Source organism: Lysinibacillus sp. BS3, assembly GCF_039614735.1.
In the GTDB taxonomy this organism is placed as follows: domain Bacteria; phylum Bacillota; class Bacilli; order Bacillales_A; family Planococcaceae; genus Lysinibacillus; species Lysinibacillus capsici.
The window spans coordinates 3,905,238-3,924,209 of sequence record NZ_CP154860.1 but is presented as its reverse complement, the minus strand read 5'-3'; the positions used below and the strand labels follow the sequence as shown (position 1 = coordinate 3,924,209).

Genomic DNA, 18,972 nt, shown 5'->3' with positions numbered 1-18,972 from the left:
TCAATGTTGTTCAGAATGTCACGCATTTTTAATTTAGCGCTTCAACTCGCTAAATTATTTTCAAGTATGACGCGAAAGGAAGCGATTACATTGAGTTCTAAACTATTCGCACTTGATATTGGCACTCGCTCAGTGGTCGGGATTATTCTCCAAGAAGAAAATGATCATTTTCATGTGGAAGATATTTTAGTAAAAGAGCATAAAGAACGTGCCATGGTAGATGGACAAATACATAATGTCATGTATGTGGCAGAATTAATTAATGAAATAAAACGTGAACTTGAAGAGAAACATGGGCCTCTCACAAAGGTAAGTGTCGCTGCAGCAGGTCGATCTTTGAAAACTGAACAAGCTAGTGTGACCATCAATATTCGTAATCGACCAATTTTTACTGAAGAAGATATTAGTCGCTTGGAACTTCAGGCTGTTCAACAAGCACAGCAGCAACTCTTGCAACAAAAAGAGGATGCAAAAATTAGCCACTATTATTGTGTAGGTTACTCAGTCCTGTATTATCGCTTGGATGGCGAGGAGATCGGAAGCTTGTTGGATCAACAAGGGGATGAAGCCCAAATCGAAGTGATAGCAACGTTTCTACCTCGTGTAGTTGTGGAATCATTGATTGCCGCTCTTAAACGAGCTGATTTAGAGATGGAAGCATTGACGTTAGAACCGATTGCTGCCATTAATGTGCTGATTCCTCCAACGATGCGTCGCCTAAATGTGGCACTTGTTGATATAGGAGCAGGTACATCAGATATTGCCATTACGGATAAAAGTACAGTTGTAGCTTATGGCATGGTCCCTACAGCTGGCGATGAAATAACAGAAGCTTTAAGCGACCACTATTTGCTAGACTTCCCTGTAGCTGAAGAGGCTAAACGTCAGCTACAAACCTCTGAAGAGATATTGATTCAAGATATTCTAGGCTTTGATCAGTTCTATCCAAAGGAAGAGGTTTTTTTAGCAATTGAGCCTGCAGTGAAACAGTTGGCGAAGTCTATCGGAGAAGAAATTCTACGACTCAATAACCGAGTAGCACCCAAAGCCGTTATGCTGGTTGGTGGCGGTAGTTTAACACCCAACCTTACTACAGAACTAGGTCAAGTTCTAGATTTACCAGCTAATCGTATTGCTGTTCGAGGCATTGATGCTATTCAAAACTTAACAAAAGAAGATCATATAAAAGCCTCACCTGAATTAGTCACACCTATTGGTATTGCCATTGCTGCTAAAAAGATGCCGATTCAATATATGAGTTTAACAGTCAATAACCAAGTGGTACGCCTTTTTGAACTAAAAGAAATGACTGTTGCAGATGCCTTTCTAGCTGCAAATATTCGCGCAAAGCAATTATATGGAAAACCAGGACATGGACTATCTATCAGTGTCAACGGACAGGACATATTTATACCAGGTGGACATGGTCAGCCTGCTGAAATATTGGTAAACGGGCAACAGGCATCAACAAAAAGCCTGATTAAAACTGGAGATGCCATTCAGTTAATAGAAGGCCAAGATGGGCAACAGGCGACGGCTACAGTAAGAGATCTTATAGATGATGCAGCAATAAAGACTGTGACAATCCAAAACACCAAATATGTGATTGAGCCCAAAATTTCTGTCAATAACTCTTCTGCATCACTCGATACCGTTTTAAATGATCGTGATATCGTCGTTTTTGATATTGCCGAAACAATTGAGGATGTATTCAAAATCACTAATAATTGGCATTTGTTAAAGCAATTTGAGTCCTATACGATTCAAGTAGATGGACAACCTTTATATTTACCAGAGTTCTCTTCTCAGCTAATGATTAATGGAAAAGTAGCCAAATTGAGCTATGCTGTACAAAATGGAGATGTGATAAGCTTCCAACAACCATCTCTACCAACAGTACAGCATATCGCAGACCAAATGAATCTTTTGCTAGAGGATAAAATCATTATTCATTTCCAACAGGAAGTTTTGGAACTAAAGAAGACTGCAAATGAAGCGATTGTTAATAAAATGGTTGTGTCACCACAATCCACTGTACCCAATGGAGCGACTTTAGTATTTAAAGAAAAGGATCGTAGTCGTTGGATTTATCAAGATGTTTTCCGATTCTCTAATTGGCAGCTGCCAAGTGCCTTTAAGGGGAATTTTACGATTTTAAGAAATGGTCAGCCAGCGAGCTTTGATACAGAGATATTTGGTGGTGATCAATTAGAAATAATATTAGAAGCTACACCTATCATTTAAAAAAAGGGATACGTTACAACTTTATCTTGTAACGTATCCCTTTATATTATGCATTATGCACGAACTTCTTCATTTGTTTCTTCTTTTTGATCTGCTTTTTCTGTCGTTTCTTCGGCTTTTGGTTCCTCACTTGGAATATAATCCTCTAATGGTTCTTCCCCTTCAAAGGAAACCGTACCATCATCAAAAACAGTTGGTGCTTTTGCTGTTTTTAGTGTTTTTACTTTCTCTACTAATTGTGTAGATTGCTCTTGAATTTGTTTAGAAAGTTGAACTGTTTTATCTTTTGCAGTTGTCGAGAAGTCTGCACTCTTATCTTTTAGCTGAACAGCTTGTACAGCCACATCACTGCGTAAATCTTTTCCTGATTTTGGAGCTAACAGTAGACCTGCAGCAGCCCCTACGATTCCACCAACTAATGCGCCAATCACAAAATCTTTCATGTTTACACGCTCCTCTTCATAAATCGAGTCTTGCGGATGATAAAGCTGAGGCAAAGAACTTTCAAGCTGCTGTTCCTTTACTTCGTTAAAATTTGGCTTTTGAGTTGTCATGCAACAATTCCTCCCCATCTAATTATCAAATTTGTCTAGACTGGTTGTCCATCTATTTTCACAGATGCATCTTCAACTTATATGTCTAAGACTTTATTTTTATTCAGCCAGCATAGAATACTCACTGAATAATTATCATTTTTTACGACCCCATTTTCTTTTTGGTGTTTCTTCTACTTGCACAGTTTCAAATGCATAAGCATCAGGTGATACCGTTTCCTGCTCGATGATTTTTCGCTTTTTCCATTTATCAGCAATACCCATCGCAACATTACTCCATTGTACAACTTGTGCAATTTTTTCTTCATTTTGTTCTACGCTTTTAGAGACAGAAGTAGTAATCTGCTGAACAGAATTATTTAAACCATTAACGGAGTCACCAATACCTTTAACAGCTTGAACAACTGAATTTAATTGTTCAGATTTATGTTGAATATCCTCTGCTAAGCTATTTGTTTTTGATAATAAAGAAGTTGTTTCGCGTGTAATGCCTTCCATTTGGCCTTCAATCCCAGATAATGTCCCTGCTAAGCTGTTTAAGATGGATTTAAGCGAGAATAATGTCATGCCCACGCTCACACATAAAATTAAAAAACCGATTGCAGCAATAATGGCTGCAATATACAAAATCACTTCCATAAGTTGACCTCCTGCTAGTAAATTGTCTTTACTATTACTTTCCCTATCTTCGACAAAAAAAACGGAATTCCTGCTTAAATTTGAGAAAAAACAGCTTAACCCCTACGGACTAAGCTGTTTCATTGTTTTTAAGCACGTCCTCAAAAGCATCTTGGAACTTGTGAACATCACCAGCGCCCATAAATAAAAATACTGCGCCATTATGTTTTGTTAATATATCAATTCCTTCAGTGGTAATCACTGCACTGCCTTCAATAAGTGACGCTAAATCATGAATAGAAAGCGCGCCTTGCGTTTCTCTCGCAGAGCCAAATATATCACATAAATAGGCTGTATCTGCAAGGCTCAAACTATCCGCAAAATCTTGTAAAAAAGCTTGTGTACGTGTAAATGTATGTGGTTGGAAAATCGCAACTAGCTCACGTTCAGGAAATTTTTGTCGTGCTGATTGAATTGTCGCGCGAATTTCCGTTGGATGGTGTGCATAGTCATCTATTAAAACATTATCCCCTATATCCGTCTCAGTAAAACGTCTTTTTACACCTTTATACGTGTGTAAACGCTCCTGAATAATATCTGGAGAAATGCCTTCATATTCACATAGCGTAATAACCGCCAATGTATTTAAAACAGCATGATCCCCAAATAATGGGATAAAGAAAGTGCTATAAAATTCATTACGTACAAAAACATCAAATTTTGTACCCTCAGTTGTTTTTTCAACATTACGAGCTTCAAAGTCATTTTCAGCACCAAATCCATAATACACAACTGGTACTTTTGCTTGAATACGTTGAAGCTGTTCATCATCACCACATGCTATAATTGCTTTTTTCACTTGTAATGCTAATGATTGAAATGCAGAATATACGTCCTCTATATTAGCGAAGTAATCTGGATGATCAAAATCGATGTTCGTCATCACAGCATAATCAGGATTATATGCTAAAAAGTGACGGCGGTATTCACACGCCTCCATTACAAAGAAATCAGCATTTTCATGACCTGCCCCAGTACCATCACCAATTAAATAAGATGTCGGTTTATAGCCACCTACCACATGTGCCATTAAACCAGTCGTAGATGTTTTACCATGTGCACCTGTGATGGCAATAGATGTATAGTTGCCAATATATTCACCTAAAAATTTATGGTAACGAATGACTTCTACACCTATTTCTCGAGCACGTACTAATTCAGGGTGATCATCGGAAAATGCATTACCTGCGATCACTGTCATACCTTCTTTAATATTATCTGCATTAAATGTAAAAATTGGAATATTACGTTCACGTAACGGTTGCTCCGTGAAGAAATATTTATCGACATCTGAGCCCTGTACTTGTTCACCAGCATCAAATAAGATTTGTGCAAGCGAACTCATGCCAGAACCTTTAATGCCTGTGAAATGAAAAACTGTCATTAATTAAACCCCCCGGGAATTTCAATATCCCATCTATCATCTATTAGGTGTATCGTATTATTTCACGAATGGTTAGGTATTAATACCTTCACAAGTGTTAAAAAATACGTACTATTCAACACATCTTGTCTATTATAGCACTTTTTATGCATAAGGATAGATGTGTAACTTTTCTAAAAAAACTAAATTCGACGTAAATTAGATAATCTAGACGAAAACAATGCAATTCTTATTCAAACATAGTAATTAAATCTTCTTCTGTAATGTAACTTTCACGTGGCTTACTTCCTCTTGCTTCCGAAACAAAACCATGTGATTCTAACATGTCAATTAAACGAGCAGCACGATTATAGCCAATATGATACTTTCGTTGAATCAATGAGGTAGAAGCGCCACCTTGCTCATAGACAAATCGACAAACATCTTCAAATAAATCGTCCTGTTCTGCGGACACCTCTGTTTTCTTTAATAATTCCTCTTGATCGAAAATATAATCAGGCTCACCCTGTTCACGAACATGCTCAATAATCGATTCAATTTCATCATCTGTAACAAAAGTTCCCTGTAAACGCACGGGCGCTGACATACCATTACCTAAATATAGCATATCCCCTCGACCAAGTAACCTTTCAGCTCCCTGCCCATCTAAAATGGTACGAGAATCAATTTGAGAGGAAACTGCAAAGGCAATACGTGTAGGGATATTTGATTTGATTAACCCTGTAATAACATCCACTGAAGGTCTTTGCGTTGCAACAATTAAATGAATACCACATGCACGTGCCTTTTGAGCAATACGGCAAATGGCCTCCTCTACATCTGCTGGAGACATCATCATTAAATCTGCTAACTCATCAATAACAATTAAAATGTAAGGCAACTTCAGGCTATGTTCATTATTTTTATCCGCTATGGCATTAAAACGTGTAATATCACGTGCACCTGCATGAGCAAATAGTTGATAGCGACGCTCCATTTCCTCAACTGCCCATTTTAGTGCAGCCGTTGCCGCCTTTACATCTGTAATGACAGGACTAACTAAATGCGGAATATGGTTAAATGGCGCCAGCTCTACCATTTTAGGGTCGATCAGCATGAGTTTTAGCTCGTGTGGTGCAGCTTTATATAATAAACTAACCAAAATAGAATTAATACAAACGGATTTACCCGAACCCGTTGCACCAGCGATTAAGCCATGTGGCATTTTACGCAGATCTAACGTAACAGGTTTTCCAGTCAAATCAAGTCCTAATGCTGCCTCTAATGGTGAATCTGACTCAACGAAGGAGGCACTATTTGTTACCTCAGATAAGCGAACAGCTCGTGATACTCGATTTGGGATCTCAATACCGATCGAACTTTTCCCAGGAATTGGTGCTTGAATACGAATATCTTTTGCTGCTAGGGCAAGTTTTAAATCATCTGCTAAGTTTCGAATTTTACTCACCTTTGTACCATGGCTCACTGTTATTTCAAATTGAGTAACAGCAGGACCTTGCATAATCGATTCAATTTGCGCAGAAACTTGGAAATAAGATAGTGCTTCGACTAATGTGTCGCCCTGTTGCTCCATCCAATCCGTATCCTGTGTTTTTTCCTCTGGTGGCTCTAGATATTCATCCGTTGGCTTTTGATAGACGTGTATAGGCTTTGCTGGTATCTCAGCTTCTACTTCTACTTCTACTTCTTGTGGTGCTACTTGATTCTCAACAGATTCTACCGGAGCATACTCTACAATTTCTGAAACTACTTCAGGTTCGATAGCTAGTTCTGGTTCTGACACTTGGTCCCGTTCTGAAGATAGTTCAAGTTCTGGTTCTAACTCAAGCTCTGGCTCAATAGTTGCAGAAATTTCATCAGCAGCTGCTTTTTCAATTTCTATTCTTTCATTTGTTGAGATACTTGACATTGATGTAACAGGAGCCATTGTAATTACAGCAATAGGCTCTTCAGCACTACTTTTTGTAGGGACACTTTCTACTTCATCTTTTACCTCAAGTTGCACTGGACCATCTACTTGCAATTGAACAGTCTCTGACATATGGAAATCGTTGTCATCTTCTGGTGGTGAAACGGACATTTCATTTGTTGTCATGCTGTCTAAGGACGATGATTTTTCTGGCATCACATCCACTAGTTTGTTTTTCTCTGTTTCTGGCATGCTCTCTACACGTATAGGCTGCTGAGCCATCTTCAATTGCTGTTGGATTCTCCATTTTTCTTTATCTGTTTTTAACATTAGTACATTAAATGGAATTCGACTTTTTTCTTCCCTCGATGCAGTATCAGGAGATTGGTCATCCATTGACGGTTGAACGACAGTAACTTCTCCAATATGGATCGTAGAATTTTCTATTTGTACTTGTTCCACAATCATTTCTTTGACATGGATTTCCGATTGATCTGCTGAAAGTTGTTGAACTGTTTGATCTTGAACAACAGCTTCCTTCTCTTGCCCTTCAAAATCCATAGCAAAAGAAGTCGTTTGAGGCACAGCTACATTTGATGACAAATTTTCCTTATCATCGTTCTCTTCAACCAACAGTTCTTCCTCAAAAATAATTGGTTCACTTACTGTCGAAAGTTCTTTCGATTGAATAATCTCATGGTGTTCCGTTAAAACCGTTTGGTTTGTGCTAGCCGGCTCTTTTTCTTCTAGTATATTTTCATTGACCTCATTTGTTGTCGCTTCTTTTAAAGGCTTTGCAACAGTAACCCTTTCAACTGCCTGTACATCGGTTTCTTGCTTCTCATATTCCTCTTTTCTTTTATCTAATAAATCTTTGATGGGACTTGGTTTTGCAAAACCATAGACAGGTGAAGGCACATCTGTTGGAACAAATCGTTTGCGATTCTCAGGCATAATATTTTCAACTTTTTGTTCTTTTCGCTGACTCTTTTCTTTTGGTGCAGGTGCAGTCATAGGACTTATAGTAGCTGTTTCATTTTGTGCATCTCGAAACACTAAGCTTGCTCTTGAACGAAATTCTTGTTCTGAAGGGTGACTTTTCATCATTGTTTTTCTACCTGTACGTTTAGAGCGATTTGCTAGTAAATCTCGAATTCCTGAAACCTCAACATCATAAACACTAGAATCGACAATATGATGATTTAAATGTTTTGGTAACGATAAATCCCCAATTTGTCCATAATCATCATCTTCCATTTGATCAAACATTTCTTTTGAGTGCGTATAGGATGCTTCACCTTCATCATCGTCAATCAAAGGGAAACGGAAAGTCTTTTGCTTAGCGATTGGTGGTTCTTTTTGTGTATGTAATTGCTCCGACTGAACTTCTCCATAATCCTCATAATATTCTTCATACTCATAGTCTTCATCTTCTTTATTAATAAATTTACTAATTTGTTTTTTAAACCAGTTCACTTCGTTTCACTCATTTCTCTTACACTTCATTTATAGCATTGTCTAGTTTTAAATTTATCAATAGCTCAATGTCTACATCAAAAAGCATACCATAAAAACGGTCTTGAAACTTGCATTTAGAGGCTCATTCTAAACAAAAAAATCGTTATGCTACTAGCATATTAGTAACATAACGATTTAGGGCATTTCACCTTGACACAAGGAATAATATCATGATAAAACATTTAAATTTTAATAATTTCTTTTTTAAATAGGGGAATTTTTATTTAGTTGGTGATTCAAAAGCACTACCAACTATAGCATCCTCTGGTAATACTAAAATTCCTTTTTCAGATGGTGCATTAGGAATCGCTAATTCACGCGCTGAACAAAGCATGCCGTAAGACTCAACACCACGTAAATTTCCTTCTTTAATAAGCATTCCCGAAGGCATTACGGCACCAATTTTCGCAACAACTACCTTCTGACCTGCTTCTACATTAGGAGCTCCACATACAATTTGTAGTATCTCATCTCCTACATTGACTGAACAGATACTCAATTTGTCAGCATTTGGATGCTTGTCCTTTGTTTCTACATAACCAACCACAAATTTTGGTGAAAAATCAACATCAAGATTAATATTAGCTCCATTTTTTTCGATTGCCACCGCTAGCTGTGCTACTAATTCTGGTGTCACTTCTACTAAGCCTTTAGCATCTGTTTGGATGTAACTGCTCGCATTAAATAAATTGAAGGCTTTAATTTCTCCCGTTTGAGCTTCCCTTAAAATAGCAATATCACCAGCACGTTCTACTTCTGTTTTCACAATAGCCTCCGTTGATAGTTGAACTAGTAAGACATCTCCTACATGCTCTTTGTTGTAAAATACGTTCATTGTTATTCTTGCTCCTTTTTCACTCTGTTTTTTGCTAAGATAAAGATTGGTTCTAGTTCTCCATCTTCATAAATAAAAGATAATGACGTAATCGGTACAGTACCGACTGCAAAGAAATGCATCGTCATCTGTGCTAATACATCATACCCTGTTTCATTACGAATATCACCTATAATTAATACATCTTGATGAGGCACGGATAATGTCATATCGCCCTCCACTTGTGCCTGCATTTCTTTTAAAAAGCTCTCATTTAAAATACGGCTAGCATCATAGCCATCATTCACATTGACAAAATAAAAAATATTACCTGCTACCTCATCTTTTTTATAGGCGGTTGGTAGTTGTTTCACCGAAAAGCGTGCCATTTCTCGAATTTGTTCTACCGTTAATTGTAAGGCTTCTAGCATGGATTCATCAATAAAGCGATAGGTTTTACCTAAATCGAGTGCATAAAAAACGCGCGTTTCAGCTGTATGCTCAGTTGTAATAAAGGCATGCCCTTCTTTCGATGCCTGTGGATAAGAAGCGGCACGAATCACGGGATAAATCTGTGTAGTCGTTTGGAAACCCTGTTCTTTTTCTTGTACCATTGCATTAAAGGTTTGCTCAATTGTATATACAACTTCTTCAATCGCTGACTCTTGCTTGTCATTATATTTTGCTAAGATCCCAGGTAAGGAGAGCTCCATCCCTTTTTCAATTGTCTTATGATTCAAGCGTAATTTATCGTACTTTTTATCAAAATGAAATTCATATTTCTCTTCAGTTAATTGCTTTTTTAATAGCTCGACTAGTTGTTCAGACTTCATTCGCTTCATCTTTTTCACATCCTAACTTCAAAATGAAACGGCTCACATGTTTGTGAACCGTTCTGTTCATTCCTTCTATTTACTTCATCTTAACCGAATGAACGATTTTCGTCATCTCACGCAAATTATTTTCAATTTGTTTTGCTTTTGAAATGGTTGTCATCTTCACACCACCACTACTAACAATGAGCTCCAATTCATTTTCTTCGTCCGTTTTTAGAACCGCTGTGAAGCCAAAACGACCATCCTTATCAAAAGTCGATTCCTCGATAATTTTGTCCGCTTCATTTTCTTTTAAAAGATTATAATAAAGTTTACTGTCTTGTGCTTCACGATCATTGATAAAAAGAATGTAGCTTTCTTTGCCTTTTGAAATCACAATATTATAAGCATCTGAACTGTCTTCAATTTTAAAGTTTGAAGGTAAGTATAATTTGATATCCCCAATTTCTACTGTATGTTCTTCTGGCTCTTCAGCAAAAACCTTCTCCGTTAATTGGAGCCCATTAGCAATTTGATCATCAATAGATTGATTGCAGCCAGAAAGGACAAGAAGTATAAGCATTAGGCCAATTGCTCTTAGCCATGAAAATAACATGTCTCTCTTCCTTTCACTACTAACTTTTTTCTATTTTAAAAAAATTAATCATAAGATGCAACCTAACTATCCTCTCACCACTAATTCTTTTTAACTATTTTTGTGAAAATGTGAACAAATATTGACCAACTAAAAGCGAGACAATATGCTCAAACATCATCTGTCTACTAACTAAACCTTGCGTAAAAATACCTACAGCACCTGCGCCTTGACGAATATCTCGACGCTTTGTATATTGCTCCATAATCGGTCCAAGTTCTCCACCAGTTCTTATTTCCTGGGCAATTTCTTTTGGCAGAATAATTTGTGCGCCAGCAGCTGTAAACATTGTTCCATCTGACACAGTTAATGCACCCCAGTTACAAACATACATGTCATCATCGATTTCAGTTACGCCACCTTCTAAGCCAAATGATAATTCTGCATCCGTTAAAATCAAGGCGTTTTTAGCACGATTCATTGCCCCTAATCTAGTTTCTTCATTACTTATCGGTTGATCTGATACTTCAGAAGCAGCTTTGACATGAGTAAAGAGAGAATCCTCAAAGTATTTGCGAACAATTACTTCAACTGCTTCTGTTTTGGCCTTATTGGTTGTGCCAATGGCTATTTTCATTTAATCCCCACTTTCTTTCCATAGAAAAAGATGCCTTTAAAAGGCATCTTCCTAGCTTCTTATACATTAGCGTGAATTGACTCTAATGTCGAACGATCTGCTTTTTTCACTAATTCAACAATTAAAGCTTTGGCAGCTGCATAATCATCAATGTGAATAATTGATGCTGATGTATGAATATAACGTGAGCATACACCAATAACTGCACTTGGAACGCCATCGTTTGCCGTATGCACTCGACCAGCATCTGTTCCACCTTGGGAGACAAAGTATTGATAAGGGATATGATTGGATTCAGCCGTATCTAAAATGAATTCACGCATACCACGATGTGTTACCATTGTACGATCTAAAATACGAAGTAAAGTACCTTTGCCGAGCTGTCCAAATTGACTTTTTTCACCTGACATATCATTGGCAGGAGAAGCATCTAGTGCAAAGAATAAATCTGGTTTAATCATGTTTGCTGATACTTGTGCACCGCGCAAGCCAACTTCCTCCATTACATTTGCACCTGAGTATAAATGTGAACCTAATTTTTCGTGCTGTACTTCTTTCATTAGTTCAATCGCTAGACCACAGCCATAGCGGTTATCCCAAGCTTTAGCCATAATTTTCTTCGGATTAGCCATTGGTGTGAATGGACAAATTGGTATGATGGATTGTCCAGGACGAACACCCATAGACATAGCATCTTCTTTATTATCAGCACCAACATCGATAAGCATATTTTTTATATCCATTGGCTTCGCTCGTTCTGCATCTGTTAATAAATGGGGTGGGATGGATGAAACTACACCAGGAATTGCCCCATTTTTCGTATATACTTCTACACGCTGTGCAAGCATAACTTGGTTCCACCAGCCGCCCAATGTTTGAAAACGGATCATTCCATTATCTGTGATAGAAGTAACCATAAATGCTACCTCATCCATATGACCAGCAACTAATATTTTCGGTGCATCCGTAACATCACTGTGCTTAACACCAAAAATACCCCCCAAATTATCTTGAACGATTTCATCCGAGTACTTTTCTAACTCAGAACGCATGAACGCGCGTACTGCGTGTTCATTACCCGGAGCGCCTGGTAATTCTGTTAATGTTTTAAATAATTGTAATGTTTCCTCATTCATGATGACTCTCTCCCCACGAAGTAGAATATTCTTCCTTGCCTATTGTAACACAATTATTTCCGAATTCGAAATATTGATACATTTCCTCAATCCGCTTAATTGTGAACGTGCATTCACTCTATAGGCTATGCTAAAATAAAGGTATAGAAAAAGGAGGAAAAAAGTATGAAATTACGTGATTTTTTAATTGGTGTCGCAACTGGCTTAGCTGCCGCAGTCATTATTAAAGAAGCTAGTGAAAAAGTTTCTCCGTTCGTACCTGCAGGACAAGTACTTGAAAACATAAAAAGAGAATTTAAAAAGGATTCACCGATTGATGGTTCTTGGATTTTTATGAAAACTGAAGATTTTACAAACGGTATTATTACCATCCCAGTATATCGTGGGGGGATCTCGCGTATGCATGAAGGTGAGATGCAGACATTCGAATTTGCTGCCGATGCACGCTCTGGTGTTGTCGTGGAACTAACAGAAGTTTAATTATGTATATACAATAGAAGCCATCTCATAAATTGAAGATGGCTTCTTATAATATTAAAAACAAAACATTTTTGTGAAAGGTGAAAAGAGATTTCCAATGCGCTGGCGGAACGGAAATCAACCCCTCACCTTGCTAAAGGGCCTTTTCTGCTACTCATAATATCTAATTCAACAACATAAGAAGCCATCTCATAAAATGAAGATGGCTTCTCTATGTTATTCGGATAAACCTTTATTATTAAAGTACTTTTTATACTTACGGTAATAATTTAAATTATTGAGTGTTAGTTTCACCCAACGCTTCGCATTCATATCCTCGTTAAAGTAAAGAGAATTTGTGTATTTACCCTCACTAATTAATTTTTTTGCTTCTAGTTTGAGCTTTTCATTCGATGCATATTTGAATAATACACCTTTAGGAATAATCATCCATAAATGCTTGTCCTGCACATATGTGACTTCTTGCTCGATATTTAACATATGGTCATCCGCAACATACTTCATTAAATTATGCCCACTTGCTGTTACATAATAGCTAGAACGCCCATTACGTAAATTGATTTCAAAAAGTTTATATTGCTTGTCTCGAATATCATATTTCATATCAAAATTCGCAAAACCTGTATAGCCAATGTCCTCTAGGAAGAAACGTACTTGATCCATTAATTCTTTATCATAGGTTGTCACGATGGCTGCATAACTTCCGATTCCTTCAGGAGAGTGTTCTTCTAGAATAGGATTACCTAGACACATCAGCTTCACTTTTCCATCCTTTCCTACATAGGCATTTAACACACGCATATAGGAATCGTCCCCAGGAATAAATTCTTGAATAATCATTGTATCCTGATAAGTAGAGCTATAAATAGCTTTTAATATAGCCGTTTTTTCCGCTTCATCATGTGCAACAAATACTTTTTTCTTCCCAGGGAATTTACAAGCCCAATATTCTACAGAGTTGGAAGCCTTTAAAATGATAGGGTAAGCAAATGGTGGTGTAAAGTTTTCATAGTTGTCAGCTGTCACCGTTGTTGTACCTGGATATTTAAAATTATATTGATCACACATTTTATAGAAATTTTCTTTCAATAAAATTTCATCCATCAACGATTCGTCGATATAAGGTACGGTAAAATGCTCTTGTAATGCTGGCTTATTTTTGATGATCAGCTTGGCATAATCGTCCCCACATGCTAAAAGTAATAGTTTTTTATCAGCATATTTTTTTGCAACTTCTGCAAGGGCAGGTGCAAAAACATCTTGTTCATTTAAACGGTCTATTTCTTGAAATTGTAGGATATGGCTATCTTGTGTTGCTGTTAAATGAGAACGTCCTAAAACAAGTGGTTTAATACCATATGCTTCATAAAACGCACGTGCCATACCATATGCATTCATATCTGATCCAAGTAAAACGGGTAAAAATGGTTGTTCAGTTGCCATGTTTATTTCAACTCTCTTTTGTATTTTAGTATCGTGTTAAGTGTATCATATTTTCTATCCTGTTCACGAACAAAAACGCGAGGTATTGACATTTTATATGCCAAATACCTCGCCTTTGCTTGCTCGATTAAAATGTAATAACAGCTTGTCTACTACGCTCTAGTTTATCCACAATCTCTTTGCCTGACTCATCCCATCGAATCATACGGTAATAAGCATCGTGATAGAAAATAAAGCCATAGTTATTTGCAAGGGCTTCTTTCATCAGTCGCTCTTTTGCAAATACACTTGTCATTGGATAATCGTCATAGGCTAATACCCATAATGGATTTTGATGAGCATGAGTCGGCATAATATCTGCCATATGCAATAACACTTCATCATTTTGCGTTAGCTTGATGACAGCATGTCCCTCACTATGACCACCAGTATGAAGCATTTCGATTCCAGGTACTACTTCCAATGACTCTTCGTAGGTTTCAACTAAATGCTGAACTGGCTCCCAATTTTCTTTCCAATAAGTATTTTTAGAACGGATATTGGGGTTACGCATTTCATCCCATTCAATTTTCGTTACAAAAATCTTGGCATTTGGGAAAGTTGGTACAAGTACATCCCCTTCCCACTGCGTTAACCCCCCAGCGTGATCAAAATGTAAATGCGTCATTAACACTGCATCAATATCTGCTGTCGTTAATCCTAACTCTTGTAAGCTATCAGCTAACGAAGATTCTTCTGTTACACCAAAGTTTCGTAGCTGCTTTTCATTTAATTTGTTAAAGCCAACCCCCGTATCAATAAGGTAGTTTTTGCCCCCAAATTGAATAAGGATAGGTTCTGTTGGTAATTCAATTTGGTTTTTTTCATTGACTGGATATTTGCGGGACCAAAGAGGCTTTGGTACAACACCAAACATCGTACCACCATCTAGGCACGTAACACCCCCGTTTAGCCATGATAATGACATATTGTGAAACTGTAACTGATCCATCCATATTCCCCCTACAATTTAGTGATAAATTGCGATTCTAAGCGATAAATCGGCTGCCCCTTCGCAGAAAACTTCTCTTCATATTCTGTCATCACATTATCCTCTGGCATATTTGCATGCAGGTCGAGAGATACATACTTTAATAACATCCCATATTCAGACATACTGATTAAAGAATACTCGAAAAGACCTCGGTTATCCGTTTTAAAATGGACTTCCCCATTATCCACTAAAATCGACTCATATAATTTCAAAAAATCCCCGTGCGTTAAACGTCTTTTTGCATGTCGTGTTTTTGGCCAAGGATCTGAGAAATTCAGGTATACACGTGATACATCGTTTTTGTCAAAGAATTTATATAAATCTGCGCCATTTACTTTTAGTAAACGTAAATTCGCTGGAGATTTTGCCTCTAGCACTTTTTCTAGTGCACAAACAATCACACTATCGTAAAGTTCAATGCCAATATAATTGATTGTTGGATTTTGCAAAGCCATACCGGTCACAAATTGTCCTTTTCCAGACCCTACTTCAATATGAATAGGGTTGTCATTGCCGAAAACAGCCTGCCAATTTCCTTTAAAGTCTTCAGGATTTGGAATAATCACCTCTGGGTGATCTGTAATCATTTCCTCTGCCCAAGGCTTATTTCTTAATCTCAATGTTGTTCCTCATTTCTTTCTTGTGAAATTATTGATTTTTTTATAGTATAACGTATTCCCTTATAATTCGCATGAAATTATTGCACAATGATATTTTTATGAATCCTTAACAATAACCTGCCAAGCATTTTGTTGTATTGTACAGTGGATATTGGTCTCTTGATTGACAATGCCAATATAATTACCATCCGTATGGCAGTCAACCTTATCTGCTACGATAAGATCAAAGACCTGCCCCTGTAAAAAAGTAACTTCCTTAAATTTTGTATGTTTTTCAAAAAACACAGTGACAAATACCAGTAATAATTTGATACGAGAAATACCATGTACAATTGTGATATCCACTTGCCCATCATCTGCTTTTGCGGCAGGTGATATTTTCATGCCGCCTCCAAAATAAGGTTGATTACTCATCGCCACAAACCACGTCTGCTGAAATTGCCATTCCTGTCCCTCTGAACGTATCGTTATGTCAAAGCGTTCAAAGCGAAATAACCCTCTAATTACAGCGACAGCATACGAAAGTTTCCCTAGTCCAATCTTATTGAGATAAAACTTAAGACGAGAAGTGTTAATTGATTTTGTCACAAAGGCATCGAAGCCTATGCCAGCATTATTAACAAATATTTCTTTTCGTTGATTATCAATCTGAACGATCCCTGCATCCATTCTTACATTAGCCAAGGTAGTCTTTACATAATCCTCGATTTGCTGGGCATTGGAAAAGGTATGAAAATAACGTGCAAAGTCATTACCAGAGCCAGCACGAACTACACCAATTATGATGTGTTTATTATGTATAACACCACTAACTACTTCATGAATGGTGCCATCACCACCAACAATGACAAGCAATTTCTTCTCTTGTTGCTGGTGTGCCCATTGTTGAGCGATTTCCTGTCCATGTCCTGCATATTCAGTAAAAGCCACTTGATAGGAAATCGTTAGATGCTCTTGAAGTTGGAGCCAAACTTTTTTTCCTTTTCCATTCCCAGCGGCCTCATTGACAATAAATAGAACGTTCATACATCATTCCTCTGTTGGCTGAGATGCTTGCTGCCATATATCTCGGTTAAAGGAGGTGGTTTGGACCGTATTTAAAATTGTCTGTGCAGCTCGGATTTGCATATGCTTCATAGGAGAGGAAACTTTTCTTAAATGCTCTATCCATTCATGGTAATTTCGACGATCAACAAAGCGTACCCCAAATGGTGAACCAGGATAATCAAAATACCCATTACGAGATAGCACAACCTTACGGATGGGCATATCAATATCCTCTTGTTTAAATAATTGCGACAGTACCGATTCCATCCGCCCTAAGTTAATCGTTGGATTCAAAACTTTAGAATCCTTCGTCCCTACTTTTTTAATCCAGAAGCGATCGCTGCCACCTACATATACAGCTTGATTTTCAGCCTCTAAGACCGTAATACAAATACACTCTGTCGGCGACATTAACACTACATCTAGCTCTATAGGTGCTTTTCTAATTTGTAGTATTGGATAATAAAACAATAGATAATTATCTGGCAATGTTTGCAATAGCATACGGAGCAATGAGTCACGCATGAAGCGAGGATCTACATATGATTTTTCCCGTAATGTTGAACTAGCCCATTTCATTTGAAAATGAAAGAACTGATCAATAAACATTCGTTTCAACTCATGGATGGATTGTGGTGCATACACAATTTTAGGTTCAAATGTGAGTGTCGTTTCTTCTTCAGGAATTATATCCTCATCGCTGACAAGCTCATTTGATATTTCTACTTCTTCAACATCATCTGTTGTTTCCTTTTGCCGCCCAGCAAACCATTTTTTTATGAAGGTAAAACGTTCTTTTTCCTCGTAAGCCTCCGCTTCCACCTCATTGTCGACATGTTGCCACTCGCTAATATCTTCTCCCAATTCCCACTGTCGCTTAATGCGCTCCCATTGGTTTTTCTTCAAGCGCACAAATTGTGTTGGGTATCTCGCTAAATCAATTTGATAGCGTGAAATGTAATCTTGTAATTTCACCAATTGTGCCATGTAAAGGTCACTCCATTCTTACTCACCATATCTATAGTTCTCTTTTTATCTAGATTGCTTTGGAGAAAAGAGGCATTGTATTCAATACATCGACAATTATTCTACAAATTTCAATCTGTAAAATTATTCATTACTATCCTTTTTATTTTACATGACGATACCAAACATTACATCCATAAAAAAGAGAACTACCCTTATCGATAGTTCTCTTAAACGGTTCTTTTATTTTGAATTCAAAGAAAGTGGTAATTTCGCCTCAAAAGCTTGTTGCAATTTACGCGTCCATTCACCTGGCACTCCAGTACCGATTTGGTTTCCATCCACATCAATAACAGGAGTAACTTCTGAAGATACAGAGGATACAATAATTTCATCCATTGTTAATAAATCAGCTTTTGTCATTGGTTCTTCAACTACAGGTAAACTAATCTCTTCTGCACATTTTAAAATGACCTGACGAGTAATACCGTTTAAAATGAAATTATTTGCTGGGTGTGTATAAAGCTTACCGTCTTTAATCCCATAAACATTTGCTGATGAACATTCTGTTACGATATCCCCGCGATGTAAAATTGCTTCGTAGCAGCCCTTTTCAGCTGCCTCTTGTTTTGCTAATACTGCACCAAGTAAGTTTAAAGATTTGATATCACAGCGCAACCAACGAATATCCTCTACAAACGTAGCCTTAACCCCTTTTTCAAAGTTTTCATATGCACGTTCACCAGCTTTCACATTACCAGTTAATACAGCTGGAACACTTGCATCTGGGAAAACGTGATTACGTGAATTGGCACCACGTGTAATTTGGAAATAAACATGCCCTGTATCAAGATTATTTTTTTCAATCAGCTCATGTAATAATTTGTGTAAGACGTCTTTTGTATAAGGAATAACAAGACGAATTTTTTCGGCGCTTGCATAGAAACGATCAATATGCTCTTGTGCTGTAAACATATTTCCGTTATAAACTTTGATTACTTCATAAATACCGTCACCAAATTGATAGCCTCTATCTTCTGGTGATACTGCAATGGATCCTTCTTCAACAATTTGATCATTCCATAATGAATATGCCATG

General features: G+C 37.4%; 17 protein-coding genes. 2 read left to right on the top strand and 15 right to left on the bottom strand.

Annotation, left to right across the window (positions count from 1 at the left end):
- Positions 1-90 precede the first annotated feature (90 nt).
- Entirely contained in the window at positions 91-2,244 is a 2,154-nt protein-coding gene (gene pilM, locus AAJG31_RS19475; protein WP_048393505.1) for a pilus assembly protein PilM, read from the top strand.
- A 53-nt stretch (positions 2,245-2,297) separates the two neighbouring features.
- Here pilM and AAJG31_RS19470 read toward each other — a convergent pair whose 3' ends face one another.
- The 9 genes from AAJG31_RS19470 to AAJG31_RS19430 all read right to left on the bottom strand — a co-directional run bounded on the left by AAJG31_RS19470 (position 2,298) and on the right by AAJG31_RS19430 (position 12,284).
- Positions 2,298-2,798, bottom strand: coding sequence for a YtxH domain-containing protein (locus tag AAJG31_RS19470; protein ID WP_004226105.1), 501 nt, complete (start codon positions 2,796-2,798; stop codon positions 2,298-2,300).
- Between the two features lie 135 nt (positions 2,799-2,933).
- Positions 2,934-3,437 (bottom strand): DUF948 domain-containing protein, encoded by a 504-nt coding sequence (locus AAJG31_RS19465; protein WP_048393503.1) that lies wholly within the window; start codon positions 3,435-3,437, stop codon positions 2,934-2,936.
- 109 nt (positions 3,438-3,546) lie between these two features.
- Positions 3,547-4,860, bottom strand: a complete 1,314-nt coding sequence (murC, locus tag AAJG31_RS19460; RefSeq protein WP_004226102.1) for a UDP-N-acetylmuramate--L-alanine ligase — start codon at positions 4,858-4,860, stop codon at positions 3,547-3,549.
- A gap of 229 nt (positions 4,861-5,089) precedes the next feature.
- Complete coding sequence (locus tag AAJG31_RS19455) at positions 5,090-8,245, bottom strand: DNA translocase FtsK (RefSeq protein ID WP_279495775.1); 3,156 nt, start codon at positions 8,243-8,245, stop codon at positions 5,090-5,092.
- 262 nt (positions 8,246-8,507) lie between these two features.
- A complete protein-coding gene (gene ytpR, locus AAJG31_RS19450; protein WP_279495776.1) occupies positions 8,508-9,122 on the bottom strand; it encodes a YtpR family tRNA-binding protein in 615 nt (204 codons plus the stop codon).
- 2 nt (positions 9,123-9,124) lie between these two features.
- Positions 9,125-9,943, bottom strand: coding sequence for a DUF1444 domain-containing protein (locus AAJG31_RS19445; RefSeq protein WP_279495778.1), 819 nt, complete (start codon positions 9,941-9,943; stop codon positions 9,125-9,127).
- Positions 9,944-10,013: 70 nt separating this feature from the next.
- Positions 10,014-10,532 (bottom strand): hypothetical protein, encoded by a 519-nt coding sequence (locus tag AAJG31_RS19440; RefSeq protein WP_279495779.1) that lies wholly within the window; start codon positions 10,530-10,532, stop codon positions 10,014-10,016.
- A 94-nt stretch (positions 10,533-10,626) separates the two neighbouring features.
- Entirely contained in the window at positions 10,627-11,148 is a 522-nt protein-coding gene (locus AAJG31_RS19435; RefSeq protein ID WP_054549934.1) for a DUF84 family protein, read from the bottom strand.
- A gap of 59 nt (positions 11,149-11,207) precedes the next feature.
- Positions 11,208-12,284 (bottom strand): M42 family metallopeptidase, encoded by a 1,077-nt coding sequence (locus AAJG31_RS19430; RefSeq protein ID WP_054549933.1) that lies wholly within the window; start codon positions 12,282-12,284, stop codon positions 11,208-11,210.
- Positions 12,285-12,449: 165 nt separating this feature from the next.
- Here AAJG31_RS19430 and AAJG31_RS19425 point away from each other — a divergent pair, with 165 nt between their 5' ends.
- Entirely contained in the window at positions 12,450-12,764 is a 315-nt protein-coding gene (locus tag AAJG31_RS19425; RefSeq protein WP_004226089.1) for a hypothetical protein, read from the top strand.
- 216 nt (positions 12,765-12,980) lie between these two features.
- Here AAJG31_RS19425 and AAJG31_RS19420 read toward each other — a convergent pair whose 3' ends face one another.
- From AAJG31_RS19420 to dat, 6 genes are all read right to left on the bottom strand, one after another.
- Positions 12,981-14,207 carry an ATP-grasp domain-containing protein gene (locus AAJG31_RS19420; RefSeq protein ID WP_066037570.1) on the bottom strand — a complete coding sequence of 409 codons (1,227 nt, stop codon included), beginning with the start codon at positions 14,205-14,207 and terminating at the stop codon, positions 12,981-12,983.
- A 127-nt stretch (positions 14,208-14,334) separates the two neighbouring features.
- Positions 14,335-15,198: an MBL fold metallo-hydrolase gene (locus AAJG31_RS19415; RefSeq protein WP_279495781.1), complete on the bottom strand. Its 864-nt coding sequence runs from the start codon at positions 15,196-15,198 to the stop codon at positions 14,335-14,337.
- Between the two features lie 11 nt (positions 15,199-15,209).
- Positions 15,210-15,860 (bottom strand): tRNA (guanosine(46)-N7)-methyltransferase TrmB, encoded by a 651-nt coding sequence (gene trmB, locus AAJG31_RS19410; RefSeq protein WP_016991781.1) that lies wholly within the window; start codon positions 15,858-15,860, stop codon positions 15,210-15,212.
- Between the two features lie 96 nt (positions 15,861-15,956).
- A complete protein-coding gene (locus AAJG31_RS19405) occupies positions 15,957-16,886 on the bottom strand; it encodes a diacylglycerol kinase family lipid kinase (RefSeq protein WP_279495783.1) in 930 nt (309 codons plus the stop codon).
- 3 nt (positions 16,887-16,889) lie between these two features.
- Positions 16,890-17,894: a nuclease-related domain-containing protein gene (locus AAJG31_RS19400; protein ID WP_048393486.1), complete on the bottom strand. Its 1,005-nt coding sequence runs from the start codon at positions 17,892-17,894 to the stop codon at positions 16,890-16,892.
- Positions 17,895-18,116: 222 nt separating this feature from the next.
- A complete protein-coding gene (gene dat / locus AAJG31_RS19395) occupies positions 18,117-18,971 on the bottom strand; it encodes a D-amino-acid transaminase (RefSeq protein WP_103118672.1) in 855 nt (284 codons plus the stop codon).
- Position 18,972: the final 1 nt, after the last annotated feature.